Annotated in this window: 21 protein-coding genes; 5 read left to right on the top strand and 16 right to left on the bottom strand. The window is 65.1% G+C overall.

The window, feature by feature from the left end:
* Positions 1 to 61: 61 nt before the first annotated feature.
* Positions 62 to 448: a VOC family protein gene (locus U8330_RS10820; RefSeq protein ID WP_323107253.1), complete on the bottom strand. Its 387-nt coding sequence runs from the start codon at positions 446 to 448 to the stop codon at positions 62 to 64.
* A 377-nt stretch (positions 449 to 825) separates the two neighbouring features.
* Here U8330_RS10820 and dnaE point away from each other — a divergent pair, with 377 nt between their 5' ends.
* Positions 826 to 4,329 carry a DNA polymerase III subunit alpha gene (gene dnaE, locus U8330_RS10815; protein ID WP_323105291.1) on the top strand — a complete coding sequence of 1,168 codons (3,504 nt, stop codon included), beginning with the start codon at positions 826 to 828 and terminating at the stop codon, positions 4,327 to 4,329.
* Between the two features lie 75 nt (positions 4,330 to 4,404).
* Here dnaE and U8330_RS10810 read toward each other — a convergent pair whose 3' ends face one another.
* The 5 genes from U8330_RS10810 to U8330_RS10790 all read right to left on the bottom strand — a co-directional run bounded on the left by U8330_RS10810 (position 4,405) and on the right by U8330_RS10790 (position 9,071).
* A complete protein-coding gene (locus tag U8330_RS10810) occupies positions 4,405 to 5,199 on the bottom strand; it encodes a M10 family metallopeptidase C-terminal domain-containing protein (protein ID WP_323105290.1) in 795 nt (264 codons plus the stop codon).
* A 77-nt stretch (positions 5,200 to 5,276) separates the two neighbouring features.
* Positions 5,277 to 6,506: a L,D-transpeptidase family protein gene (locus U8330_RS10805; protein WP_323105289.1), complete on the bottom strand. Its 1,230-nt coding sequence runs from the start codon at positions 6,504 to 6,506 to the stop codon at positions 5,277 to 5,279.
* Between the two features lie 236 nt (positions 6,507 to 6,742).
* Positions 6,743 to 8,047 (bottom strand): DNA polymerase IV, encoded by a 1,305-nt coding sequence (locus U8330_RS10800; protein WP_323105288.1) that lies wholly within the window; start codon positions 8,045 to 8,047, stop codon positions 6,743 to 6,745.
* A 107-nt stretch (positions 8,048 to 8,154) separates the two neighbouring features.
* On the bottom strand, positions 8,155 to 8,799 hold the full coding sequence (locus U8330_RS10795) for a hypothetical protein (protein ID WP_416236916.1): 645 nt from the start codon (positions 8,797 to 8,799) through the stop codon (positions 8,155 to 8,157).
* Positions 8,796 to 9,071: a DUF3572 domain-containing protein gene (locus U8330_RS10790; protein ID WP_323105286.1), complete on the bottom strand. Its 276-nt coding sequence runs from the start codon at positions 9,069 to 9,071 to the stop codon at positions 8,796 to 8,798. The genes U8330_RS10795 and U8330_RS10790 overlap by 4 nt, the downstream gene beginning before the upstream one ends.
* Before the next feature lie 161 nt (positions 9,072 to 9,232).
* On the opposite strand from U8330_RS10790, the gene U8330_RS10785 reads away from it, so the two are divergent.
* Positions 9,233 to 9,604: a response regulator gene (locus U8330_RS10785; RefSeq protein WP_323105285.1), complete on the top strand. Its 372-nt coding sequence runs from the start codon at positions 9,233 to 9,235 to the stop codon at positions 9,602 to 9,604.
* A gap of 126 nt (positions 9,605 to 9,730) precedes the next feature.
* Positions 9,731 to 11,095, top strand: coding sequence for a PleD family two-component system response regulator (locus tag U8330_RS10780; RefSeq protein WP_323105284.1), 1,365 nt, complete (start codon positions 9,731 to 9,733; stop codon positions 11,093 to 11,095).
* A 710-nt stretch (positions 11,096 to 11,805) separates the two neighbouring features.
* Here the strand turns inward: U8330_RS10780 and rpmG are convergent.
* The 6 genes from rpmG to topA all read right to left on the bottom strand — a co-directional run bounded on the left by rpmG (position 11,806) and on the right by topA (position 19,530).
* Positions 11,806 to 11,973: a 50S ribosomal protein L33 gene (gene rpmG / locus U8330_RS10775; RefSeq protein WP_323105283.1), complete on the bottom strand. Its 168-nt coding sequence runs from the start codon at positions 11,971 to 11,973 to the stop codon at positions 11,806 to 11,808.
* Between the two features lie 88 nt (positions 11,974 to 12,061).
* Entirely contained in the window at positions 12,062 to 13,246 is a 1,185-nt protein-coding gene (locus tag U8330_RS10770; RefSeq protein WP_323105282.1) for an MFS transporter, read from the bottom strand.
* A 9-nt stretch (positions 13,247 to 13,255) separates the two neighbouring features.
* On the bottom strand, positions 13,256 to 13,948 hold the full coding sequence (locus U8330_RS10765) for an NUDIX hydrolase (protein ID WP_323105281.1): 693 nt from the start codon (positions 13,946 to 13,948) through the stop codon (positions 13,256 to 13,258).
* Entirely contained in the window at positions 13,945 to 14,409 is a 465-nt protein-coding gene (locus U8330_RS10760) for a DUF983 domain-containing protein (protein ID WP_323105280.1), read from the bottom strand. The genes U8330_RS10765 and U8330_RS10760 overlap by 4 nt, the downstream gene beginning before the upstream one ends.
* Positions 14,410 to 14,422: 13 nt before the next feature.
* Complete coding sequence (rnr, locus tag U8330_RS10755) at positions 14,423 to 16,792, bottom strand: ribonuclease R (protein WP_323105279.1); 2,370 nt, start codon at positions 16,790 to 16,792, stop codon at positions 14,423 to 14,425.
* A 5-nt stretch (positions 16,793 to 16,797) separates the two neighbouring features.
* Complete coding sequence (topA, locus tag U8330_RS10750; RefSeq protein ID WP_323107252.1) at positions 16,798 to 19,530, bottom strand: type I DNA topoisomerase; 2,733 nt, start codon at positions 19,528 to 19,530, stop codon at positions 16,798 to 16,800.
* A 295-nt stretch (positions 19,531 to 19,825) separates the two neighbouring features.
* On the opposite strand from topA, the gene U8330_RS10745 reads away from it, so the two are divergent.
* Complete coding sequence (locus tag U8330_RS10745; protein ID WP_323105278.1) at positions 19,826 to 20,086, top strand: hypothetical protein; 261 nt, start codon at positions 19,826 to 19,828, stop codon at positions 20,084 to 20,086.
* On the opposite strand, the gene dprA is transcribed toward U8330_RS10745, so the two are convergent.
* From dprA to U8330_RS10725, 4 genes are read right to left on the bottom strand one after another with little or no spacing between them, the layout of a single operon-like run.
* Entirely contained in the window at positions 20,012 to 21,157 is a 1,146-nt protein-coding gene (gene dprA / locus U8330_RS10740; RefSeq protein WP_323105277.1) for a DNA-processing protein DprA, read from the bottom strand. The two genes, U8330_RS10745 and dprA, sit on opposite strands and share 75 nt — an antisense overlap.
* 6 nt (positions 21,158 to 21,163) lie before the next feature.
* A complete protein-coding gene (plsY, locus tag U8330_RS10735) occupies positions 21,164 to 21,772 on the bottom strand; it encodes a glycerol-3-phosphate 1-O-acyltransferase PlsY (RefSeq protein ID WP_323105276.1) in 609 nt (202 codons plus the stop codon).
* A 32-nt stretch (positions 21,773 to 21,804) separates the two neighbouring features.
* Positions 21,805 to 23,088 (bottom strand): dihydroorotase, encoded by a 1,284-nt coding sequence (locus tag U8330_RS10730; protein WP_323105275.1) that lies wholly within the window; start codon positions 23,086 to 23,088, stop codon positions 21,805 to 21,807.
* On the bottom strand, positions 23,085 to 24,026 hold the full coding sequence (locus U8330_RS10725; RefSeq protein WP_323105274.1) for an aspartate carbamoyltransferase catalytic subunit: 942 nt from the start codon (positions 24,024 to 24,026) through the stop codon (positions 23,085 to 23,087). The genes U8330_RS10730 and U8330_RS10725 overlap by 4 nt, the downstream gene beginning before the upstream one ends.
* A 390-nt stretch (positions 24,027 to 24,416) precedes the next feature.
* On the opposite strand from U8330_RS10725, the gene U8330_RS10720 reads away from it, so the two are divergent.
* Positions 24,417 to 24,968: a hypothetical protein gene (locus U8330_RS10720; protein WP_323105273.1), complete on the top strand. Its 552-nt coding sequence runs from the start codon at positions 24,417 to 24,419 to the stop codon at positions 24,966 to 24,968.
* Positions 24,969 to 24,972 lie beyond the last annotated feature (4 nt).

Below are 24,972 nucleotides of genomic sequence, written 5' to 3'. Positions count from 1 at the left end.
GGTTGGTCTCCGTCTGGGTGATAAGTCGCGCCGTCTTGCTTTCCCAAAGCCAGGCCGGCGCTCAGGCCGGGCTGTGGCAGACGGCTTCGATATTGTGGCCGTCGGGGTCGAGGACGAAGGCGCCATAGTAATCCGCATGATAGTGCGGCCGCAGCCCCGGGGGGCCGTTGTCGCGGCCGCCGGCTGCCAGTGCCGCTGCGTAGAAGGCGTCAACCGTGGGGCGGTCCTTGGCGGCGAAGGCGACGTGCAGCCGGCCCTCGATCGCCCGGCCGTTCGAGATCCAGAAGAAGGGGCCGCCGGGCACGCCATAGCCCAGATGCGCCTCGCCGCCGCTCATCTCCACGGTGACCTCGATCTGACGGCTGATGCCGAGCGGCACGAAGGCCGAGTCATAGAAGGCGGAAGACCGTTCGAGATCCCGCACGGGAAAGCCGAGGTGGTCGATCATCATTGTCTCCTCAAACACGAATCGCGTATATGGCCTTAACCATCCTGCAAATCGCCCTCTTGATCAAGGAACAAAATGAGTACATAAAGGGAACATAACGAAAAGGAGATTCCCATGTCCGACTTCCTGCGTGATCTGGCTGCCCTGACCTCCATCGCCATGTTCATCACCAGCTTCTCGATCCTCCTTCTCGGTCTCTGATCGGAGCACCGGCACGGGGCAAGGCGGAGCGCCCGTCTTCTGCCGGAAAGGCGCTTCGGTTCGCGTGAGGCTGCCCCGTTCGTTGCCGCCGGCAGATGGGGAGAAGCGCAAGGTTCCGGTCGCCCCCGGTGGCGCGACGCTGTATGGTCGAGGCTCGTGACAAGCAGGAGTCGGACATGGCGGAACTCAGCGCAATGCAGGGGACAGGCGAGGAGACCAGGGCGGCGCCGCAGTTCGTGCACCTGCGGGTCCATTCGGCCTTTTCGCTGCTGGAAGGCGCGCTGCCGGTCAAGAAGATCATCGCCAAGGCGGCCGCCGATGCCCAGCCGGCGATCGGCATTGCCGACACCAACAATCTCTTCGCTGCGCTCGAATTCTCGCTCAAATGTATGGATGAGGGCATCCAGCCGCTGATCGGCTGCCAGATGGCCATCGACATGGAAGACGAGGGCGAGGGGGACAAGCGTGGCCACGCACAGCATCTCGTCAAGCTGCCGTCGATCGTGCTGATTGCCGCGAGCGACGCGGGCTATGCCCATCTCGTCTCGCTGGTCAGCCGCGCCTACCTGGACGGGGAGGGCAGCCAGAGTGCCCGCATCGCGCTCTCCTGGCTGCAGGATGGGGCTGCGGATGGGCTGATCGCCCTGACCGGGGCTGCCAGCGGGCCGATCGACCGGGCGCTCCGGGCGGGCAATGCCGCGCTGGCCGAGCGGCGGCTGGAGGGGCTGCGCGCCGCCTTCGGCGATCGGCTCTATGTCGAGCTGCAGCGCCATGGGCGGTATGACAGGCGTCATGAGGGCCGTCTGCTCGAACTCGCCTACCGCATGGACCTGCCCATCGTCGCCACCAACGAACCCTTCTTTCCGACGCCTGACGACTATGACGCGCATGATGCGCTGATGGCCGTGGCGCACAATGCCATGGTCTCCGACGACAGCCGGTTCCGCCTGACGCCCGACCATTATCTCAAGAGCCGCAAGGACATGGCCGCACTTTTTGCCGATCTGCCTGAGGCGATCGACAACACGGTCGAGATCGCGCGGCGCTGCGCCTTCGTGCTGAAGACGCGCGGGCCGATCCTGCCGCGCTTCACGGGCGCCTCCGACGATCCGCAGGAAGCGGAACGCGCCGAAGCGGAGGAACTGCGCCGCCAGTCGGTCGCCGGCCTCGAGATGCGCATCCGGACGCTCGGCATGACGGCCGGCTATACCGAGCAGGATTACCGCGAACGGCTCGATTTCGAGCTGAGCGTCATCGAGCGCATGAAGTTTCCAGGCTACTTCCTGATCGTGTCCGACTTCATCAAATGGGCTAAGCAGAATGATATCCCGGTGGGTCCCGGGCGCGGCTCGGGCGCCGGTTCGCTGGTCGCCTATGCGCTGACCATCACCGATGTCGATCCGCTGCGCTTCTCGCTGCTGTTCGAGCGCTTCCTCAACCCCGAACGCGTCTCGATGCCCGACTTCGACATCGACTTCTGCCAGGATCGGCGCGAAGAGGTCATCCGCTACGTCCAGTCCAAATATGGGCGCGAGCAGGTGGCGCAGATCATCACCTTCGGTTCGCTGCAGGCGCGCGCGGCGCTGCGCGATGTCGGCCGCGTACTGGAAATGCCCTATGGCCAGGTCGACAAGATCTGCAAGCTGGTGCCGAACAACCCGGCCAATCCGACGCCTTTGTCCAAGGCGATCGAGGAGGAGCCGCGGCTGAAGGAGGAGGCCGAGAAGGAGCCCGTGGTCGGCCGTCTGCTCGATATCGCCCAGAAGATCGAGGGCCTCTACCGCCACGCCTCGACCCATGCGGCGGGCATCGTCATCGGCGACCGGCCGCTCTCGCAGCTGGTGCCCATGTATCGCGATCCGCGCTCGGACATGCCGGTCACCCAGTTCAACATGAAGTGGGTGGAGCAGGCCGGCCTCGTCAAATTCGACTTTCTGGGATTGAAAACGCTGACGGTTCTCAAGACAGCGGTCGAATTCGTCGCCAAGCGCAAGATCGACGTCGTGCTGGAGGCCTTGCCGCTCGACGATCAGAAGACCTACGAGATGCTGTCGCGCGGCGATACGGTGGGCGTGTTCCAGGTGGAAAGTTCCGGCATGCGCAAGGCGCTGATCGGCATGCGGCCGGACTGCATCGAGGACATCATCGCGCTGGTCGCGCTCTACCGCCCCGGCCCGATGGAGAACATCCCGGTCTACAATGCGCGCAAGCATGGCGAGGAGGAGATCGAGTCGATCCATCCAACCATCGATTACCTGCTCAAGGAAACCCAGGGCGTCATCGTTTACCAGGAGCAGGTGATGCAGATCGCCCAGGTGCTCTCGGGCTATTCGCTGGGCGAGGCCGATCTCTTACGCCGCGCCATGGGCAAGAAGATCAAGGAGGAGATGGACAAGCAGCGCGCCCGCTTCGTGGACGGCGCGGTGAAGAACGGGGTCAAGAAGGCGCAGGCCGATATGATCTTCGATCTTCTGGCGAAGTTCGCCAATTACGGCTTCAACAAGAGCCATGCGGCGGCCTATGCCATCGTGTCCTACCAGACCGCCTATATGAAGGCGCATTATCCGGTCGAGTTCCTCGCGGCCTCGATGACCTTCGATATGGCGAACACGGAAAAGCTGGTGGATTTCCGCCAGGATGCCGCCCGTCTCGGCATTACCGTCGTCCCGCCCTCCGTGCAGACCTCCTTCCGGCGGTTCGAGACCGGGGAGAACTGCATCTTCTACTCGCTGAATGCGATCAAGGGCGTCGGCGAGGCGGCGGTCGATCACATCGTCGCGGTGCGTGGCGACAAGCCGTTCGAGAGTCTCGAAGATTTCTGCCTGCGCATCGATCCGAAGCTGTTGAACCGGCGGGTCTTCGAAAGCCTGATCTCGGCCGGCGCCTTTGATTGCTTCGGCCATGATCGCGCAGCGCTGGTTGCCGGGCTCGACCGGATCCTCGGTTTCGCGCAATTCGCCGCCGAGAACCGGCTGCGCGGCCAGCACGACATGTTCGGCGCCGGCGCGGCAACGGGGCCGGAGAAGATCAGTCTGCCGGACTATACGCCCTGGCTTGCGTCCGAGAAGCTGCAGCGCGAATTCCAGGTGCTGGGCTTCTACCTCTCCGCCCATCCGCTCGACACCTATAATGACCTCCTGGCGAAGATCCGGGTCCAGACCTTTGCCGATTTCGCCGTGTCGGTGAAGAAGGGAGCAACCGCCGGGCGGCTGGCGGGCACGGTGACCTCCAAGCAGGAGCGCAAGACCCGCACCGGCAACAAGATGGGCATCGTCGCCTTTTCCGACAGTTCGGGCCAGTTCGAGGCGGTGCTGTTTTCCGAAATGCTCGCCCAGTATCGCGATCTCTTGGAGCCGGGAACCTCGCTTGTGATGACCGTGCAGGCGGAGGAGCGGCCGGAGGGCATCGGTCTCAGGATCCAGACCCTGCAATCGCTCGAGGAGCGCTCGCGCGACATGCAGAAGGCGCTGCGGGTGTATGTGCGCGATTCCGGGCCGCTGCGCTCGATCGCGGCGCATCTCAACACGCGCGGTGATGGCGCCGTGTCCTTCATCGTCATCAAGGACAATGGCCAGCGCGAGATCGAAGTGGAACTCTCCGACCGCTATCGCCTGTCGAACGAGATCGCCGCGGCGCTGCGCAGCGCGCCCGGCGTGATCGATGTGGAGCTGGTCTCCTGACCGCATGAGAAAGGCGCCGGCAGAACCGGCGCCTGTGATGATCGATGGGTCGACTGCCGATCGGGCGATCGCCCCTCAGAGATCGAAGAAATCCTTGGTCACCGTGATGGCGGTGTCGAGGCGAAGGGTCAGGTCGGCACGGCCGTCGCCATTGGTGTCGCCGGAGATCAGCGTCTCGCCGTCGATCTTCTCGTAGCGCAGCTCGCCGGCCTTGCCGGTGAAGTCCTTCGTGCCGATGAAGCTGAACTTGCCGTTGCCGGCGGAGAGGCTGTTCGCGTCGATTCCGGCGAGGTCGATCCTGTCGCCGCTCTTGCGGGAGAAGTCGAAGATCGTGTCGGTGCCGAGCCGTTCGTTGGAGTCGGTGACCGAGGCATAGACGAAGCGATCGGCACCGGCGTCGCCGAACAGATCGTCGGCGCCGATGCCGCCCATCAGTTTGTCGTTCCCCTTGCCGCCATGAAGGCTGTCATCGCCGCGCCCGCCCTTCAGCAGGTCGTTGCCGTCAAAGCCCATCAGCGTGTCGTCCTGGTCGCCGCCATAGAGCTTGTCCGGACCGTTGAACGCCTGCTTGAAGAGAGCCGCGAGCCCGCTCTCATTGCCGTCCTCCACGAGATCGTTGATCTTGGCGACCGAAAGCTTGAGCCCGGTCAGCGACAGAACCGGCTCCTTGCCATTCGTCACCTCGAGCCCGAAGATCGTCCCCTTGACCGGGTTGCCTTGGCTGATCGCCAGGTTCTCGCCGCGGATGACGAATTTGAAACCGTCGACGAAACCGACGATCGCCTTCTTGCTCTGCGACTGGATCGTGAAATCCGACATGGTCAGCAGGTCGAGAGAGATCGGCTCGCCGATCTTCAGTGTCACACCCATCAAAATCTCCTCTTGTGTGATGGTGGGGTTCAAGTCGGCGCGGGGCAGGAGAGGGTGAGAGGCGCAGGCCTCACGGCTCAGCCTTTCCGCTCCTGCGTCACCGTGACGAAATCCGTGCCGCGGCCGGTTTCCTGGCCGAGGCCGAGATCGGAAATGGTCAGCGAAGAGCCGTCCGCAAGCAGCGCCTCGATCCGCCGGCGCGCCTCCTCGGGAATGGCGATCCGCTTGAGGCTTGCTTCCGCCGCGCCGTCCGCATGGGAATCGGCCTGGACGGTGATGCCCAGGCGCTTGCGCATCGGGCCGGGCAGGGCATTGTCGAGCGACAGGGCAAACCATTTGCCCTTGCCGCTGTCCGGGTCGCGATCCTGGAACTGGAAGAAGTGGACGCCGAGCGCCACCGTCGGATCGGCGATCGTGACCGGCACTTCGAAGAGCGGCGCGAAATCGCGGCGGACGAGGAGCTGGCCGTTGGGCGGCGGCGGGCGCTTGGTCTTGGCGAAGATCGCTTGCGAAACGGAGGGGCCGTCACGGCCGGTCTCCGGCAGACGCTCCGCCCGTTCGAAGGCGCGAATGGCCTCCGCAGTCTGGCTGCCGGCGGCGCCGTCGAGCGGCCCCGTGTAGAAGCCGAGGTCGGACAGCGCGCCCTGCAGGTCGAGCATGTGCTCGCGCGGGCCGCGGCGGGTGATGAGGATGCGGATCGGCGCCCGGTCGTCCGCCTCGATCCCGGCGTCCTGCGCAGGCGCCGGCGTGCTCATCGCCACTTCCACGGCGGTCCCGGGCGGATGATCCATGCTCGGGCGGAGCGTCGCATCGGTCAGAAGCTGCGGCGTGGGCGGAGTCGGCTGGAAGAGGGCGGGTTCGTCCACAAGGCGTGGCACCAGCTGGTCGCCAGCAATAATCACGTGCAGGCCACGGCCGGTCATCGAGAATAGGCTCTTCGCAAAGCTTTCCGGCAGGCGCACGCAGCCGTGCGAGGCGGGACGCGGCGGGACATGCCGCGCGCCGTGCAGCGCAATGCCGGACCAGGTCAGCCGCTGCATGAAGGGCATCGGCGCGTTGGAATAGATGTTGGAGGCGTGGAACTTGCGCTTCTCCAGGATCGAGAAGATGCCGGTCGGTGTCTCGTGGCCGCGCTTGCCGGTGGAGACATTGGAGGTGGCGACCACCGTGTCGCCATCATAGACCACCAGCGATTGCTGATCCTTCGACACGATCACCTGCAGCGGCGCGCCGCCCGCGGCGAGTGCGCTGCCCGCGCCGAGCACCATTCCAAGCAGACCGAGCATCGGTGAAAAACGAGAAACCATGACCACCATCCCATGCCTGATCTTGCCCCGACACCGGCGCGCCATGCGGCTGACCGGGCGCAGGGGCCTTCCTCCAGCCTAGGCCGGCAAACTTTAAGGAAGCTTTGTCACCTTCGACTGACACACGCTGCGGCTGTGTGCAGGGAGGGCTTTCGGGGCGTTATGCACAGATGATTGTCGAACGAGCCCCGCCGGCGCGATGCGCGAACTACGGCTCTCGATGGTGGGGCGTGCTCTTAGTCGCCCCTTTGGCGGTGGCCAAAGGTATAGCCGGTCTCGACGCTGCCGCGGCCGAACTTGTCCCGCAGCCGGTTCATCGCCGCTTCCGCGGCGGCGCGGCGCGCGGCCTGGTGGTCGACAAGATCCGGCGGGTCGGCGCGGGACGGGTCGGCCAGATCGCTGACGCCGATGCCGATCAGACGGAAGCGGGTGCCATCCGCTTCGCGTTGAAGAAGCGCCAGGCCGGTGCGGAAGATCCGGTCGGCAAGCTGGGTCGGGTCTTCGAGCCTGCGGTTGCGCGTGCGGATCTTGAAGTCGGCAGTCTTGAGCTTGAGGACCACCGTCTGGCCGGCGGTCTGCCCCTTGCGCAGCCGCAGCGCTACTTTTTCGCTCAATCGCCGCAGATGCGGCACCAGATCGGCATGGTCGCAGAGATCGTCGTTGAAGGTCGTCTCGGCGGAGACGCTCTTCGCCTCGCCATTGATCTCGACCGCGCGCTCGTCCTGCCCGCGCGCCAGCCGGGCCAGCCGCTGGCCGATCGTGCCGTAGCGCCGCATGAGGTCGCTCTCCTCCATGCGCTGCAGCTGGCCGATCGTGTGGATCCCATCCCGCGCCAGAGTTTCGGCGAAGGCTTTCCCGACGCCCCAGATCGTCGTGACCGGGCGGTCTTGAAGGAAGGACAGCGCCTCGGCCCTGCCGATCACGGAGAAGCCGCGCGGCTTCTGAAGGTCGGAGGCGACCTTGGCGAGGAACTTGCAATAGGACAGGCCGACCGAAACGCTGATGCCCAGCTCCGCCTCCACCCGCTTGGCGAAGCGGGCGAGCGTGCGGGCGGGGGGATCGCGGTGCAGCCGCTCGGTGCCCTTTAGCTCCAGAAAGGCCTCGTCGATCGAGAGCGGCTGAACAAGCGGGGTCAGATCCTGCATCATGCTGCGGACCTGCCGGCCGACCCGGGCATATTTCTCCATGTCGGGCTTGATGACGACGGCGTCCGGGCAGGCTTCGAGCGCCTTGAACATCGGCATGGCCGAGCGCACCCCATGGATGCGGGCGATGTAGCAGGCGGTCGACACCACGCCGCGCTTGCCACCGCCAATGATGACCGGCTTGTCGGCAAGCTCCGGCGCGTCCCGCTTTTCCACCGAGGCATAGAAGGCATCACAATCGATATGGGCGAGCGTCAGCGCATAGAGCTCGTCATGCTCGACCACCCGCGGGCTGCCGCAGGCGATACACCGGCGCCGCTGCGCAGACAGGCCTGCCTGAAGGCCGGCCAGGCAATCCCGGCAGAAGGCCGGGTGACGTGCAGGATCGAACGACATGGCACGCACCGGAACAAAGATTGAACAAACCGACCCTATGCCCGCCCACGCAAAGGCGCAAGACCGTGGTGCCTGCCGGCTTGGGAAGGATGTGGATAAGAGACCGCTCAGGCCGCGAGGTGGGCGCGGATGAGAGCGGCGGCGTGCGGCCAGTCGGCGGCGGCGGCGATGTCCGGTCCCGGTGTCGGCATCATCGCCCGGAACTCGGCATTGGCGATCAGATGGATCAGCAGGCAGTCCGGCGCGTGGTCGCGCACCGAATGAAGATTGCGCAGGATATCGTCGATGAACACCAGCTTTTGGCTGCGGCCGTCATGAAGGCGCCGAACCACCGGACCCTTCGGCTCTTCCGTCGCGAGCAGCGGGAAGGACAGCGCATGGCGGTCGAGCAGCGCGCGCCGCAGGGCCGCGTGCCGCGGCGGCATGGCGGTGAGGAAGACGATGTCCGCCTCCGCCGAGAGGCTTTCCAGCGTCTCGCAGACCGCGGCGGCCGGTCCCTGCCAGTCGAGCTGGGCTGCGAAGAACGCCTCGATCAGCGCACTGACCTCCGCCTCGCTGATCGGCTCGCCGTCTGCTTGGCGAATGATGTTGCCGTGCAGGCGGAAGGAGCGGGGAAGCAGCGTGCAGCCGCCGGCCTTGAGGAAGCCCTGGAACGGGGTCAGGAACTCCAGCACCACCTCGTCGATATCGCAGACGATCAGAGGTCGGTCGGTCAAGGAAATATGATCGAAGGAGAGGGGCTCGGCCATCAGATGCTGCCGGTATCGCCGCGAGGGCCGGCAAGGACCGCATGGGCGCGCACGACCGTTTCCGGCTTTGTGTCGGTGGCCGCGCAGAAGGCCATCAAGGTCGGTTCGTGGTCCATGACGAAGTCGAGCACGCCGGCCAGAAAACCCGGATCGGCAGCGGAACTGCGGAGCGTCGAGGGGTCGGTTCCGGTCAAGGCAAGGAAGCGGCCGAGCAGGTCCGGTTCGTTGGCAATCCAGGCGAGCACGGCAATGGCCGTTTCGTCGGCGGGGGTCATAAGGCAGGCCTTTTTTCGTGGAGCTCGGCTTTTCTCGCCGATGATTTCCTCTTTTTCAACCAAATAGACCTAACTCTCGATGCGGAGACCGGTCCATTCTTGGCTCGGTCCGCCGCAGGGCCTGGCCTCACAAGGGTCGGCCCGCCCAAAGGAAGGTGCCCATGCCGAAACAGGTGATGATCGTCGAGGACAACGAGCTGAACATGAAGCTCTTCCGCGACCTGATCGAAGCATCCGGCTACACCACGATCCAGACCCGCAACGGCATGGAGGCGCTGGAACTGGCCCGCCGGCACCGGCCCGACCTGATTCTCATGGACATCCAGTTGCCGGAAGTGTCTGGCCTGGAAGTCACGAAATGGCTGAAAGAGGATGATGAATTGCATGTCATCCCGGTGATTGCCGTCACGGCTTTCGCCATGAAGGGGGATGAGGAGCGCATTCGCCAGGGCGGTTGCGAGGCTTATGTCTCGAAGCCCATCTCGGTGCCGAAATTCATTGAAACGATCAAGACCTATCTCGGCGACGGCTAGTCCGTTCCTTGGGGGCGAGAGCCCTGCCGAGCTCATTCATTGACACACGGGCCGCCATGATGGCGGCTTCTCGAGGCCAAATGCTGCGCCATTTTTCGGCTGCAGGGCTCAGACAGGAAAGAACGCATGACCGCACGCATTCTTGTCGTTGACGATATTCCGGCCAACGTCAAATTGCTCGAAGCCCGGTTGCTGGCCGAGTATTTCGACGTGCTGACCGCTGCCGACGGCTTTGCCGCCCTCGCCATTTGCGACCGTCAGCCGGTCGACCTCATCCTGCTCGATGTCATGATGCCGGGCATGGACGGCTTCGAGGTCTGCGAGCGGCTGAAGGCCAATCCCCGCACGTCGCATATTCCGGTGGTCATGGTCACCGCCCTTGACCAGCCTTCCGACCGTGTGCGCGGTCTGAAGGCCGGTGCCGATGATTTTCTGACCAAGCCTGTCAACGATCTGCAGCTGATGTCGCGGGTCAAGAGCCTCGTGCGGCTGAAGAATGTCAGCGACGAGCTGCGGCTGCGGGCCGAAACGGCGCGCACGATCGGCCTCGAGGAGGCGCTGCGCTCCGACCGGCCGGACGAGCCCGGCCATATTCTGCTCGTCGATGCGCGCGCCAGCTCGCAGGAACGAATCGGGCGCGTGTTGCGCCCGGTGGCGGAGATGACCGCCATGGCGGATCCGCAGGCAGCGCTGTTCGAGGCGGCCGAGCGCGCCTTCGATCTCATCATCGTCAACGCCAATTTCGAGGATTACGATCCTTTGCGGCTCTGCTCGCAGCTGCGCTCGCTGGAGCGCACGCGCTACATCCCCATTCTGCTGGTGGTGGAGCAGGGGGCGGAGGAGGTGCTGGTCCGCGCGCTGGACCTCGGCGTCACCGACTATCTGATGCGGCCGATCGAACCCAACGAGCTCATGGCCCGCAGCCTGACCCAGATTCGCCGCAAGCAGTGCAATGACCGGCTGCGCGCGAGCCTTCACCAGACGATCGAGCTCGCCGTGACGGATGGGCTGACCGGGCTTCACAATCGCCGCTATCTCGACAGCCACATCCGCCTCCTGATGGAGCGCGCCGCCCAGCGCAACCGCGCGCTCACCGTCTGCATGACCGATATCGACCGATTCAAGAGCGTCAATGACAGCCATGGCCATGATGTGGGCGACGAGGTTCTGCGCGAGTTCGCGCGCCGCATCCGCTCCGTCGTGCGCGGAGCAGACCTTGCCTGCCGCTTCGGGGGCGAGGAGTTCGTGCTCGTCATGCCGGACACGGATGGGGCGGCAGCCAGCGGCATCGCCGAGCGCCTGCGGCACACGATCGAAAGTCAGCCGTTCCTTATCGATAACGGTGCGCTGTCGCTTTCCATCACCGCCTCGCTCGGGCTGGCGAGCTTCCTGCCGGGCGATACGCCGGAGGGCTTGATGAAGCGTGCGGACACCGCGCTCTATCAGGCCAAGCGCAATGGGCGGAATCAGGTGGTTGCAGCCGCCGCGTGATCGAGTGAGTCGCGCACCAGCCGCGTTTTCCACAGCATGCGGTGGGATTTCGCTGGCCGGCGGGCCTCGGCGCCCGCTAGAGGCTTGAATGTATACAATATTCGGCGTGCGAGGCGACGCGAACTGGGCATTCTCCTATTCGCTTCTCGGTTGTTCCGCAGGTTTTTGCAAAAAACCATCTGCAACAAGGGCTTGCACCGGTCCGCTGTGGCGAAGGGCGAAGAGGGGAAAGAGCGCGCGCCGTTGTGGCACAGCATTCCGGCTCGGCTCTAGTGTCTTGAAATTAACCACAAACGAACGCAAGGGCGTGGTTCTTTTAAGAAAACGTTGACCTTCGCAATTTCTCAGTCATTGTCATCAGCATTGCTTCTGCCTTTCGGGGCAAGACTTACCCCATGATGCTCAGGTCCGCCGCATCTCCTGGGTCGTGGGGTTTGTCGGCTGGTATGCAAGACGGTTCCTCGTGCCGCCGCGTGCCAGCCGACATCCTATCGAACACAACGCCGTTCTGCCTGCCGGGCCGAGCGGCGTTTTGTTTTGGGAAATGGTTGCTCCCCGCTGATCATGATCGGACGACAAGCAAGAGCGCTGCCGCCATCACCGTAATGTTGAGCCCGCACGGCCCCCCGTGCTCCAGGCAAAGAAAAAGGCGCCTGGCAGAGCTGCCGGCGCCTCTTTGCGGGTCTCGAACGACCCGGAACGCGAAGAGCTTACTTGATCTTCGTTTCCTTGAATTCCACGTGCTTGCGGACGACCGGGTCATACTTGGTCTTGGTCATCTTGTCGGTCATCGTGCGGCTGTTCTTCGAAGTCACGTAGAAGAAGCCGGTGTCGGCCGTCGACAGCAGCTTGATCTTGATTTTTGCAGCTTTCGCCATGGTCGTCCTGCCTTTGAAAAAAAGAAGCCGGACTTCGTGAGAAGGCCCCGGCGAACGTGGCGCGAAACTACAAATCGCGCCCGAAATGTCAAGCCCGTTTCGGGTTATAGACGAGGCGGAGCAGGGAGAGCAGGATGTAAAGACCGAAGAAACCGGCAATCGACCAGGCAAAGCCCTGGTTTCCGAACAGATCCATCGAGGTGCCGATCACCTGGGGTCCCGCCACCGTTCCCAGCGCATAGCAGAAGACGAAGGCCGCATTGGCGGCCGCGAGCTCCGGCCCGTGCAGGCGGGAGCCGAGATGGCTGAGGCCGATCGTATAGAGGCCCGAGACGATACCGCCGAACAGCAGCAGCACGACCGCGAGCGTCGCCCAGTGCAGCGCCAGCCAGGGAAGCGAGAGCGCCCCCACGAAGCCGATCACCGTCAGCGCTATCAACAGCTTTCTGCGGTCGCGCATATGGTCGGAGAGCAGGCCGAGCGGAATCTGGAAGATCAGATTGCCGACACCCATGATGGTGAGCAGCAGCGCGGCCTGCGATTCGGTGAAGCCCATGCGCGTGCCATAGACCGGAAAGAGCGAGAGCCCGCCATATTCGACGGCCCCGAACACGAAGACCGCGGCGGTCGCCATCGGCACCATGAAGACATAGCGCAGGAAATGCATCTCTGGCATTTCGTGGATGATCGGGCTTTCCCGCCGGGCGATGATGATCGGGATCGCGGCCAGCGTGATGATGCCGGCCCCGACGGCAAAGGGGAGAATGCCCTCGCTGCCGAGGATCGAGAAGAGCAGCGGGCCGGTCGCGAAGCCGAGCGAGAGCACCGTGCCGTAGATGCCGAAGACCAGGCCACGCCGATGCGAGGGGGCGGTGGCATTGATCCAGAACTCGGAGAGCACGAAGAGAATCGTGATGCCGCTCTGGAAGACGATGCGCAGCGGAAACCAGAGCCAGAAATTGTCGACGAAGTAGAAGCCGAGCGCCGGCAGCGCCGCCATGAACACCGAGAAGACCATGACCGGCGCGACGCCGAATCGATGGGCGAGGCGGGTGGTGAAGGAGGCTGCGACCATGGAGGCAAGGCCGGCCACGGTGGAGTTGAGCCCGATCAGCGTCGAGGAGATGCCGCGCTTCTCCATCATGATCGACAGCAGCGGCACGCCGAGGCCGATGGCGATGCCGACGGTCGTCACCGCCGCCAGGGCGGCGATCAGCGATAGCCAGTGGATCTCCTCAACCGGCAGGGTCTTGCCGGGGGATGGATCAGACATTCGGTGTCCTCACAGTAGGTCGCGGATGAAGCGTCCATGACGCACGTGGAAATAGGGTGCCGGTGCCTCGAAGCCCAACTCCGGATCGGCTGAAAGTCGTTCGGCAAGCGCCGAGAGCACGGTGCGGGTGATGTCGGGCACCGCGACCGGCGAGGGATCGGCGATCGAGACGAGCCGCAGGTCGGACAGCTCGTCGCTGTCGCGCGCGCTCGCCGGGTCGATGCCGACCTCGTCGGCAAAAAGCGCGAAGAAATGCGTGTCATAGCGGCGGGGATGGCCGGGCGGAGTCACCGCACGGGCGATATAGCGCAGATGCTTGAGACCGGCGGAGAGGGGCAGGGCAACCCCCTCGCGCGCGCCGCCGACGATGAGCCCCGTTTCCTCGTGCATCTCGCGAATGGCGGCCAGCGCCAGCGCCCGGGCCCGCGTTGCGCTGAGCCCCAGCCGCCGAAGGCGGGCGAGCACCTCCGGCGCAAGGTCGCTCTCATAGGGGAGGCGATGATCGCCCGCATCGCGGCGCCCGCCGGGGAAGACGTAGACGTCCGGCATGAAGACATGGGCGGAGGAGCGGCGGCCGACGAGAACCTTCGGCTCGGCGCCGGCGCGGCTGATCAGCATCAGCGCCGCAGCCTCGCGCGGGCGCAAGGCTGCGCGACGCGCCGTGATCGGCGTGGCCTCCATCCGCTCCAACCGGTTGATCATCGCGCATCGTCTCGCGGCGACAAGAGGTCCGCCGGCTGGTCGTCTTCTCCACTGAACCCGTGCATACGCAAGGCCCATTGCAGGCCGATGACACCGCCCTTGGCGGGCTGCATCAACAAAAGCGACAGCACGATCGCCACAGGGACCCAGATCGCCAGCTGGCCCCAGCTCGACAGCGTGAGCGTCAGCTCGGTGGCCAGATAGCCTGCCACGACGATATGGCCGATGACGAAGATGACGATATAGGGCGGGAAATCGTCGGCCCGGTGATGGTCCAGCTGCTCGCCGCACACTGCGCATTGATCGACGCTGCGCAGGAAGCCGGAAAAGAGCCGTCCCTCGCCACATTTCGGGCAGCGGTTGAACACGCCGCGGCGGATGGAGCGGGCGACAGGCCGGGGCTCCGGCGCGTCGCCGCCGAGTGTCAGATCGTGGGGGCGGCGGTCGGTCTGGTCGTCCATCGGGTCTCCTGACTTACCGTCGGCCGCGCGGCGGCCGGGTGCCGGGTTTGCGGGCCGGGCTGCGGTCGCGCCGCGTGGCCTTGTGGAAGGACCGCACCGCCGTCGGCAGCTTGCGGCCCTCGCTCAGCATTTCGAAACGCAGTGCGCCGGCAAGCGGCACGGCCTCCACCAGCTTCACCCGCACCGTATCGCCCAGCCGGTAGCCGAGGCCGGTCTTCTCGCCGGTCAGCGCCTGATGAGCCTCGTCATAGATGTAGTAATCCCGGCCGAGCGTGGACACCGGTACAAAGCCATCGGCGCCATACTGTGGCAGGGAGATGAAAAGTCCGGCTTTCGTCACGCCGGAAACGCGGCCGTCGAACTCCTCGTTGATGCGGGCGCTGAGGTGATGGGCGATCAGCCGGTCGACCGTGTCGCGCTCGGCCGCCATGGCGCGGCGCTCGAAGGTGGAGATCTCGGCGGCGATGTCGTCGAGCGCGCCCTCCTCGGCCGGCGTGATGCCGCCTTCGCCCAAATGCAGGGCGCCGACCAGGGCGCGATGCACGATCAGGTCGGCGTAGCGGCGGATCGGCGAGGTGAAATGGGCGTATTTCATCAGGTTGAGGCCGAAATGGCCGATGTTCTCAGGGCTATAGACCGCCTGGCTCTGCGAGCGCAGCACCATCTCGTTGACCATCGTCTCATAGGCCTTGCCCTCGGCCTTCGAGAGGATGCCGTTGAAATGGTTGGCGCGCATGTTGCCGCCCTTGACGAGCGAGAGCTCGAGCGTGGCCAGGAATTCGCGCAGCGTCTCCTGCTTGGCGAGCGACGGCGCATCATGGACCCGGTAGACGAGTGGCTGACGCTTGGCTTCCAGCGTCTCGGCGGCGGCGACATTGGCCTGAATCATCATCTCCTCGATCAGCCTGTGGGCGTCGAGGCGGTCGGGCACGAAAACACGGTCGACCGTGCCATCGGGCTTCAGCAGGATCTTTCGCTCGGGCATGTTCAGCTCGAGCGGCTGGCGCCGGTCGCGGCCGATGGTGAGGATGCGGTAGGCGTCCCACAGCGGCTTCAGGATGGGTTCCAGCAGCGGCCCCGTCTTGTCGTCCGGCTGCCCGTCGATCGCCGCCTGCGCCTGGCTGTAGGAGAGCTTGGCGGCGCTGCGCATCATGATGCGGTGGAAGCTGTGGCCGAGCTTGCGGCCTTCCCTGGTGAAGCGCATGCGCACGGCGAGCGCCGGCCGGTCGACATTCTCCTTGAGCGAGCAGAGCTCGTTGGAAATCCGCTCGGGCAGCATGGGCACGACACGGTCCGGAAAATAGACCGAGTTGCCGCGCTTCAGCGCCTCCTGGTCGAGCGCCGACTTCGGACGCACATACCAGGAGACATCGGCGATCGCGACCGTCACGATCACGCCGCCCGCATTCTCCTCTGCCGTGTCCGGCTCGGCATAGACCGCGTCGTCATGGTCCTTGGCGTCGGCGGGATCGATGGTGATCAGCGGCAGGGTCCGCCAGTCCTCGCGCTTGACCATGCTGGCCGGGCCGGCGGCGTCGGCTTCGCGCAGCACGCTGTCGGGGAAGATATAGGGGATCGAATGGGCATGGATGGCGATCATGGAGATCGCCTTCTCCGAGGCCACCGAGCCGATGATGGACTTCACCTCCGCCCGCGCCAGGCCGAAGCGGCCGGTGCGCGACACATCGACCTCGACGAGATCGCCGTCCTTCGCCTCGCCGACACCGGAGGCCTCTACCTGAAGCTCCTCGCCGCGCTTGTCGATCGGCATGATGCGGCCGGTGCCGCCCGGCATGGCCCGGAACACGCCGAGCGCCGCATTGGCGCTGCGACGACGGTTGAGGACCTTGATGATCCGGGCGGTGTAGGCCGGCCCGGTCGCGTCCTTGTTCGGGAAGATCTTGGCGAGCACGCGGTCGCCCAGCCCGCCGACCGGCGTCTTGCCCTTGGCCTTCTGCGCGCTCGACTGGCGCACCAGCACGGCGGGCGCCACGCCGGCATCCTCCGGCCATTCGGCGGGACGGGCGATCAGCTCGCCATCCTTGTCGCGTGTCGTAATGTCGAGCAGCGCCACCGGGGGCAGGGCGCCCGGACGCGTCAGCGTCTTGCGGGTCTTTTCGACGAGCCCGTCATCCTCCAGCGCCCGCAGCGCCGCCTTCAGCTCGACGCGCGCCTCGCCCTTCAGCCCGAACGCCTTGGCGATCTCGCGCTTGGAGGCGCGGTCCGGGTTTTCGGCGATGAACTGCATCAGCACATCGCGTGGCGGGACGGCACCGTGAATGATCACGGTCTCGGCGGGGAGACGGGCGACCTTCGCCGCCCGGCCGAGGCGGACCGATGGCTTGCCGGTCCGTTCCTTGCCATCGCGGGGAAGCTTGCTCACGGGTTTCAGTCCTTCTTCGCCTTCGCGGCGGTCTTCTTCGCCGCTGCCGGTTTCGCTGTCGTCTTGGCGCCACTCGTCTTCGATGCGGCGCTCTTGCCGGCTGTCTTGGCCTTCGTTGCCTTGGCGGGCTTGACCTCGCCGTCAGCCTCGGCAGCCTTGGCTTTGGTCGTCTTGGCCTTGCTGGTCTTGGCGGCCGCCTTTTTCGGCGTCTTCACGCCGCTCTTGGCTGCCCGTTCCGCCAGAAGCGGCAGGGCTTCCTCCAGCGTGACCGAGGCCGGATCCTTGCCCTTGGGCAGGGTGGCATTGACCTTGCCCCAGTTGACATAGGGCCCGTAGCGGCCATCACGCACGGTGATCGCGCCGCCATCCGGATGCTCGCCCAGCTCCTTCAGCGCCGCAACCGCCGCCCCGCGGCCGGCACCGGCCTTGGACTGCTTGTCGGCCAGTACGGAGACCGCGCGGTTGAGGCCGATCGAGAACACGTCCTCGATCGTTTCCAGATTGGCGTATTTCCCGTCATGCAACACGAAGGGCCCGTACCGGCCGAGGCCGGAAGAAATCATCTTGCCGCTTTCGGGATGCTTTCCGATGTCGCGCGGCAGCGAGAGCAGGGCGACGGCCTTCTCGTGGTCGACGCTTGCCGGTGTCCAGCCCTTCGGCAGGCTCGAGCGCTTGGCATCCTTGCCTTCGCCGCGTTGGACGTACGGGCCGAAGCGACCCGAGCGCAGCGTGATCTCTTCGTCCGTATGCGGGTCCTTGCCAAGCGACTGCGGCTCGTTCGAGGCCTGGGCCTCGGCATCGCCATCGGAGGAAAGCTGACGGGTAAAGTTGCAGTCCGGATAGTTGGAGCAGCCGACGAAGGCGCCGTACTTGCCGAGCTTCAGCGACAGCTTGCCCGTGCCGCAGACCTGGCAGATGCGCGGATCGCTGCCGTCCTCGCGCTTCGGAAAGACCAGCGGCGCCAGCTCTTCGTTCAAGGCGTCGAGCACGTTGGTGACGCGCAGCTCCTTGGTGTCCTCGATCTGGGCGAAGAAGTCCTTCCAGAAGTCGCGCAGCACGTCCTTCCAGTTCAGCTCGCCGGCCGAGATCTGGTCGAGCTTCTCCTCGAGCGAGGCCGTGAAGTCATATTCGACATAGCGCTGGAAGAAGCTTTCGAGGAAGGCGGTGACGAGCCGGCCCTTGGCCTCGGGGATCAGCTTGCGCTTGTCGATCGTCACATATTCGCGGTCGCGCAGCGTGGCGAGCGTCGCGGCATAGGTGGAGGGACGGCCGATGCCGAGCTCTTCCATCTTCTTGATCAGGCTTGCTTCCGAATAGCGCGGCGGCGGTTCGGTGAAATGCTGGGAGGCATTGACCTTCTCGCGGGCCAGCGCCTCGCGGGCGTTGATCTCCGGCAGGCGGCCATCGTCCTCGCCCTCGTCTCCGGCCGGTTCGCCTTCTTCGCGCTGGTCGGTATAGGCGGCGATGAAGCCGTCGAAGCGGATGACCGAGCCGACCGCGCGAAGGCCGGCCTTGCCGCCGCTCGCATCCGCGGTGATTTCCACCGTCGTCCGTTCAATCTCGGCGCCGGCCATCTGGCTGGCGATGCCGCGTTTCCAGATCAGGTCGTAGAGGCGCAGCTGGTCGGCATCGAGGAAGCGCCTCACCTGGTCCGGCGTGCGGTTGAAATCGGTGGGGCGGATCGCCTCGTGCGCTTCCTGGGCATTCTTGGCCTTGGTGGAGTAGATACGCGGCTTGTCCGGCACATAGCGGGCGCCGAACTGCTCGCCGATCGCCTTGCGGGCCGCATCGATCGCCTCGCCGGCCATCTGCACGCCATCGGTTCGCATATAGGTGATGAGACCCACCGTCTCGCCGCCGAGGTCGATGCCCTCATAGAGCCGCTGCGCCACCTGCATGGTGCGGGAGGCGGAAAAACCGAGCTTGGAGGAGGCGGCCTGCTGAAGGGTCGAGGTGGTGAAGGGCGGCGAAGGGTTGCGCTTGACCGGCTTCGCCTCGACGCTGTCCACCACGTAGGATGCGCCTTCAAGCATAGCCTTCAAAGCGGAGGCCTGCTCTCCATTCGAAACGGCGCGCGGGCCGAGGCGCTTGCCGTTTTCCGAGACAAGGCGCGCCTCGAAGCTCTCTCCACGCGGGGTGCGCAGCAGAGCGGAGATGTTCCAGTACTCCTCCGAAACGAAGCGCTCGATCTCGGACTCCCGGTCGCAGACCAGCCGCAGCGCGACGGATTGGACACGACCGGCGGAGCGGGCACCGGGCAGCTTGCGCCAGAGAACCGGCGAAAGGTTGAAGCCGACCAGATAATCGAGCGCGCGGCGGGCGAGATAGGCATCGACCAGCGGCACGTCGATATCGCGCGGATTGGCCATGGCTTCCAGCACGGCCTTCTTGGTGATCGCGTTGAAGACGACGCGCTTGACCGGCTTGTCGCCGATCAGCTTCTTCTTCTTCAAAAGATCGAGGACATGCCAGGAAATGGCCTCGCCTTCGCGATCCGGGTCGGTCGCCAGGATCAGGCCGTCGGAGCCCTTCAGTGCCGCACCGATATCGGCCAAACGCTTGGCCGACGCGCTGTCGACTTCCCACGACATGGCGAAGTCCTCGTCCGGTCGGACGGACCCGTCCTTGGCCGGGAGGTCGCGCACATGGCCGAAGGAGGCCAGAACCTTGTAGCCGGGACCAAGATATTTGTTGATCGTCTTGGCCTTGGCCGGCGATTCGACGACGACGACATTCATGGTCATGAGTGTTGAGAAGCCCTTCAAGGGTCTCCGCCCAGATTTTGCGGGCGGGCCGGAACTATCGATGCCTCGACATGGACAGTGATTTGCCGCCGGTCAAGTGGCGGAGCCGAAATTCGCGGTACAACGCCGCACAACCTAAAAGAGATATGCGAATTATTGCAATTAAAGATATTTGCGATATCGTTCGTTAGGTGTATCGCATCTGCAGCGGGTCGGCGCACACGGCGTCGATCCTGAACCCCCGGTAGAGTTCCTCCGCCGAGCCCCGGCGAGCATCACAGGACAGGACATGGTCGCGACGGACAGACATCAGGCGCATGATCTTTCGGAAGAGTCCCGGTCGAAGATCGGCTATATCCGCCAGATGCTCGGCGAGCTGCGCGGCGTGGCCGAGGCCGAGAATGCCGATATGCTGTGCTATCTGCTGGAGATGGCGTTCACGGAGGCCGGCGACATTCTCTCCGGGCGTCGCACGCTAAGCTGCATCACCGGCCAGAGACACGAGCCCACCGGCGTGCCGCTCCAGCCGCCCGGCAAGATCAAGTTCTAGCAGGACAAGATAGACGGTCCCCATGCCCAGTCCGGTGTGGCGGATGATGTCGTCGATCTCGACAGGGGTGGGGCCCAGCGCATCGATCACGGCGCTGCGTTCGTCCTCGGCGGGCGGAAGCGGCATGCGGCCTTCGCCCTCGTCGGGTTCCTCCGCCTGCGGGCGGGTGAACAGGTCGATGCGCGAGAGGGGCGCCAGGGCTTCGAGAATGTCGCGCGGTTCGGTCACGAGCGTTGCGCCGTCCTTCAAGAGCTGGTTGGTGCCCTGGCAGCGCGGGTCGAGCGGCGATCCCGGAACGGCAAAGACCAGACGGCCGAACTCCCCGGCGAGCCGGGCGCTGATCAGCGAGCCGGAGCGACTGGCCGCCTCCACGACCGCAAGCCCCAGGGCGGTGCCGGCGATCAGACGATTGCGGCGCGGAAAATCCCGTGCCCTCGGCTCCCAGCCGAAGGGCATCTCGCTGATCGCCAAGCCGCGCCCCTCGGTGATCTCCCGCAGAAGATCGGCGTTTTCCGGCGGGTAGGGCTGGTCGAGCCCGCCGGCCATGGCGGCGATCGTGCCGGTATCGAGGCTGGCCCGGTGTGCGGCCGTGTCGATGCCGCGCGCCAGGCCGGAGATGATCGCATAGCCGGAGCGCCCGACATCGCGGGCGATCATCGCCGCAAACTTCGCGCCGCTGATCGAAGCATTGCGCGCCCCGACGATCCCGAGCGCCGGGAGCGCTGTGAGCGACACGTCGCCCTTGACTGCCAGAAGGGGAGGTGCCGCCTCGATCTGGCGGAGGGCAGCGGGGTATTCCGGTTCGCCGATGCCGACGAATCGGGCGCCGAACCGAAGACAGAGCGCCAGTTCCCGCTCCGCCTCGGCAACGGTGGCGATTCGGATGGCGCGGGTGGAGCCGCCCCGGCGGGACAGCTCCGGAAGCATCTGCAGGGCCGTTTCGGCCGAGCCGAAATGGTTGATCAGATCGCGGAAGGTGGCCGGGCCGACATTGTCGCTGCGGATGAGGCGCAGCCAGGCGAGACGCTGGCGGTCGGTGAGGGTGATGCCTCTGCGCGCCTCGCCCGCCATCCGGCCTCAGCCCTTCTGGCCGATCCGGCTTTCCGTGCCGGCGAGGAGGCGCTTGATGTTGGCATGGTGCTTGGCCCAGGTGATGAGACTGAGCAAGACGAAGAGCAGGCCGATCCGGCCATAACCGGCGGCAAGCAGCACGACCGGCACGACGACCGTGGCGCAGAGCGCGGACAGGGAGGAGTAGCGGGTGATTTTCGCGACCCCGAGCCAGACCGCTGCGAAGACCAGCACGACCAGGGGCGCAAGCCCCAGCAGCACGCCGATATAGGTGGCAATCCCCTTGCCGCCCTTGAAGCCAAGCCAGACCGGGAAGAGATGGCCGAGAAAAGCGCCGAGACCGGCGGCAATGCCGGCATCGGGACCCGCATAGTGCCAGGCGATCGTGGCCGCCGCCGTGCCCTTCAAGGCGTCGAGGAGCAAGGTGGCGGCGGCGAGCTTCTTGTTGCCGGTGCGCAGCACATTGGTGGCGCCGATGTTGCCGGAACCGATCTTGCGCACATCGCCCAGGCCGGCGGCCCGGGTCAGCAGCAGGCCGAACGGGATCGAGCCCAGCAGATAGCCGAACAGCAAGAAAAGAAGCGTGACGCCCAGTGGAAGCGGCCAATCGAACATAAGCGAAATGATCCCCCGATCCGCGCCGGCGACTAGCCGAAGACGCGTCGACCGGCAACATAGGTGCGAAGGGCGCGGCCCGTAAAGCGGGCATTTTCGAAGGGCGTGTTCTTCGAGCGCGAGACGAGGGCCTCCCGCGCCACGATCCAGGGTTCCTCGAGGTCGATCAGCGTCACATCGGCACGGGCCCCCGGCTTCAGCGTGCCCGAGTCGAGCCCGAAGATCTTGGCCGGACGGGTCGATAGCGCATCGATGAGACGCATCAGCGGCACGTCCCCGCTGTGATAGAGCCGGAGGGCGGCCGCGAGCATGGTTTCGAGCCCGATCGCGCCATCCGCCGCGTCGGAGAAGGGAAGGCGCTTGGTATCGACATCCTGCGGATCATGCGAGGAGACGATGATGTCGATGCGGTCCTCGGCCAGGGCCTGCACCATGGCAGCGCGATCATCCTCGCCGCGCAGCGGCGGGCTCAGCTTGAAGAAGGTGCGGTACTCGCCGATGTCGTTCTCGTTCAAGGCGAGATGATTGATCGACACTGCGCAGGTGGCCTTCGCGCCGCGAGAGCGCGCAGTCTGGATCGCTTCGACCGATTCGGGCAGCGAGATCTTGGCGGCGTGGTAGGCAGCGCGCGTCAGGCCGGCGATGCGCAGATCGCGTTCGAGCGGAATGATTTCCGCTTCGCGCGGCACGCCGGGAAGCCCGAGCCAGCTCGCCAGCAGGCCTTCGTTCATGACGCCGTTGGCGCCGAGAGTGGGGTCGCGCGTTTCGAGCGCGATGACGGCGCTGAATTCGCGCGCATAGGTCATGGCACGTCGAAGCACGGAGGTGTCGGTAATGCCGCGCCGCCCATTGGTGAAGCAGACGGCGCCGGCTTCGCGCAGGAGCCCGAACTCGGTCATCTCCTCGCCCTTCAGCCCCTTGGTCAGCGCCGCGGCGGGATGGACGGTGATCATGGCCTTGTCGCGCGCGGTCTTCTGCACGAACTCGACCAGCGCGATATCGTCGATCACCGGATCGGTATCCGGCATGGCGATGATGCTGGTGATGCCGCCGGCTGCGGCCGCGCGGGCGGCGGACTCGATCGTCTCGCGATGCTCGGCTCCGGGCTCGCCGATGAAGACCCGCGCATCGACCAGGCCGGGCACGGCAAGAAGGCCGCCGCAGTCTTCCACGGTCGCGCCCTCCGGCATGCCCTGGTTCAGCGCGTCGGGCCCGGCGGCGAGGATCACGCCGTCGCGGATAAGGATGCTGCCCGGTGCGTCGAGGGAGCGCGAGGGATCGAGCACGCGCAGGTTCTGAAGGACAAGCGTGCTCATGCGCGGGGCCCCTTGGTCTGCGAGACGAGCAGGGTTTCCATTACGGCCATGCGCACGGCGACCCCCATCTCCACCTGTTGTTCGATGACGCTTTGCGGCCCGTCGGCGATCTCCGAGGCGATTTCGACGCCGCGGTTCATCGGCCCGGGATGCATGACCAGCGCATCCTCGCGCGCCGCCTTCAGCTTCTCGGCATCGAGGCCGTAATAGCGGAAGTACTCGCGCACCGAGGGCACGAAGGAACCGGCCATGCGCTCGCGCTGCAGCCGCAGCATCATGACGACATCGGCGTCCTTCAGCCCGTCTTCCATGGAGTGGAAGACCTCGGCCCCCATGTCGGCGATGCCGGTCGGCAGGAGCGTCGCCGGTGCGACCACGCGCACCCGGGCACCCATCTGATTGAGAAGCAGGATGTTGGAGCGCGCGACGCGCGAATGCAGGACATCGCCGCAGATCGCCACGATGATGCGCGACAGCTTGCCCTTGGCGCGGCGGATCGTCAGCGCGTCGAGCAGCGCCTGGGTGGGATGTTCATGCTGCCCGTCGCCGGCATTGACAACGGCGCAGGACACCTTCTGCGCAAGCAGTGCCGCTGCACCGGCCGAGGAATGGCGCACCACCAGCACGTCGGGATGCATGGCATTGAGCGTCATCGCCGTATCGATCAGCGTTTCGCCCTTCTTGACCGAGGAATTGCCGACCGACATGTTCATGACATCGGCACCCAGCCGCTTGCCCGCGAGCTCGAAGGAGCTCTGCGTGCGGGTGGAGGCTTCGAAGAACAGGTTGATCTGCGTGAGGCCGCGCAGCGTGGAGGTTTTCTTCTCCCGCTGCCGCGAGATCATGACCGCCTCGTCCGCCTTGTCGAGCAGCAGCGTGATATCCCGCTCCGTCAGACCCTTGATACCGAGAAGATGACGGTGGGGAAAAACATCCATCCAGGGAACTCCCGAAAGATCGCAGCGGCGCAATCGCCGTGGCGTCTATAGGCGGTGTGACCCATGGGAGCAAGCGGCGCAGGCCCCCTTGCGCACAGCAGACTGCTTGCCTTCGATCATCCGGATCCCTATATTAGAAACATGGCCAAGAGGTCCCGACCGCTCTCATACCACATCGATCTCTCCAGCCCGGAGTTTCTGAAGGAATTCCGTAGAACAGCCGCGGCTTTCAACAAGAAACACAATGCGACGCCCGCGACAGCGCTCAAGCAGTTGGTGAAAGAGAAGGTGCTCACACCCACCGGTCGCTTTACGAAGCACTACTCGGGCAACTAGGTGCATCGCCTTTCAACGAGCTTCGTTCTGGGGTATCACGGATGCGACACTGCCGTGGCCGAAGCGCTCCTCGCGGGCGAACCATTCAGAGCTTCGGAAAATGCCTATGACTGGCTTGGACACGGCGTCTATTTCTGGGAAGCCAATCCTGATCGAGGGCTGGATTTCGCGAAGGTGAGCGCTGCGCGCCCGCGCAGCAAGATCTCCGAGCCGACGCTCGTGGGAGCCGTTCTCGACCGGGGACTATGTCTCGACATGACAACGCTCGGATCGATCGCTTTATTTGAAGAGGCATACCAGTCGCTGAGAGAATCCCTTGAGATCTCGGGCAAGCCATTGCCGAGGAACAGCAAAGATATGCTCAGGCGCGATCTCGACTGCGCTGTCGTGAACCGGCTCTACGAAATGCTTGTGGCTCAGAACAACCCCTTCGACACGGTCAAGGGCATCTTCGTCGAGGATGATCCGATCTATGTCGGATCGGGGTTCCATCGCAGCACGCATGTGCAGATTGCGGTGCGCAATCCCGGCTGCATCAAGGGTGTTTTCCGCGTGCCGCGCACCCATCTGGCGCTTCTCGCGCGGGAAACGGGGACGGCCGCTTGAACGC

This window comes from Rhizobium sp. CC-YZS058 (assembly GCF_034720595.1).
In the GTDB taxonomy this organism is placed as follows: Bacteria; Pseudomonadota; Alphaproteobacteria; order Rhizobiales; family Rhizobiaceae; genus Ferranicluibacter.
This window is presented reverse-complemented; position numbering and strand designations above follow the sequence as displayed.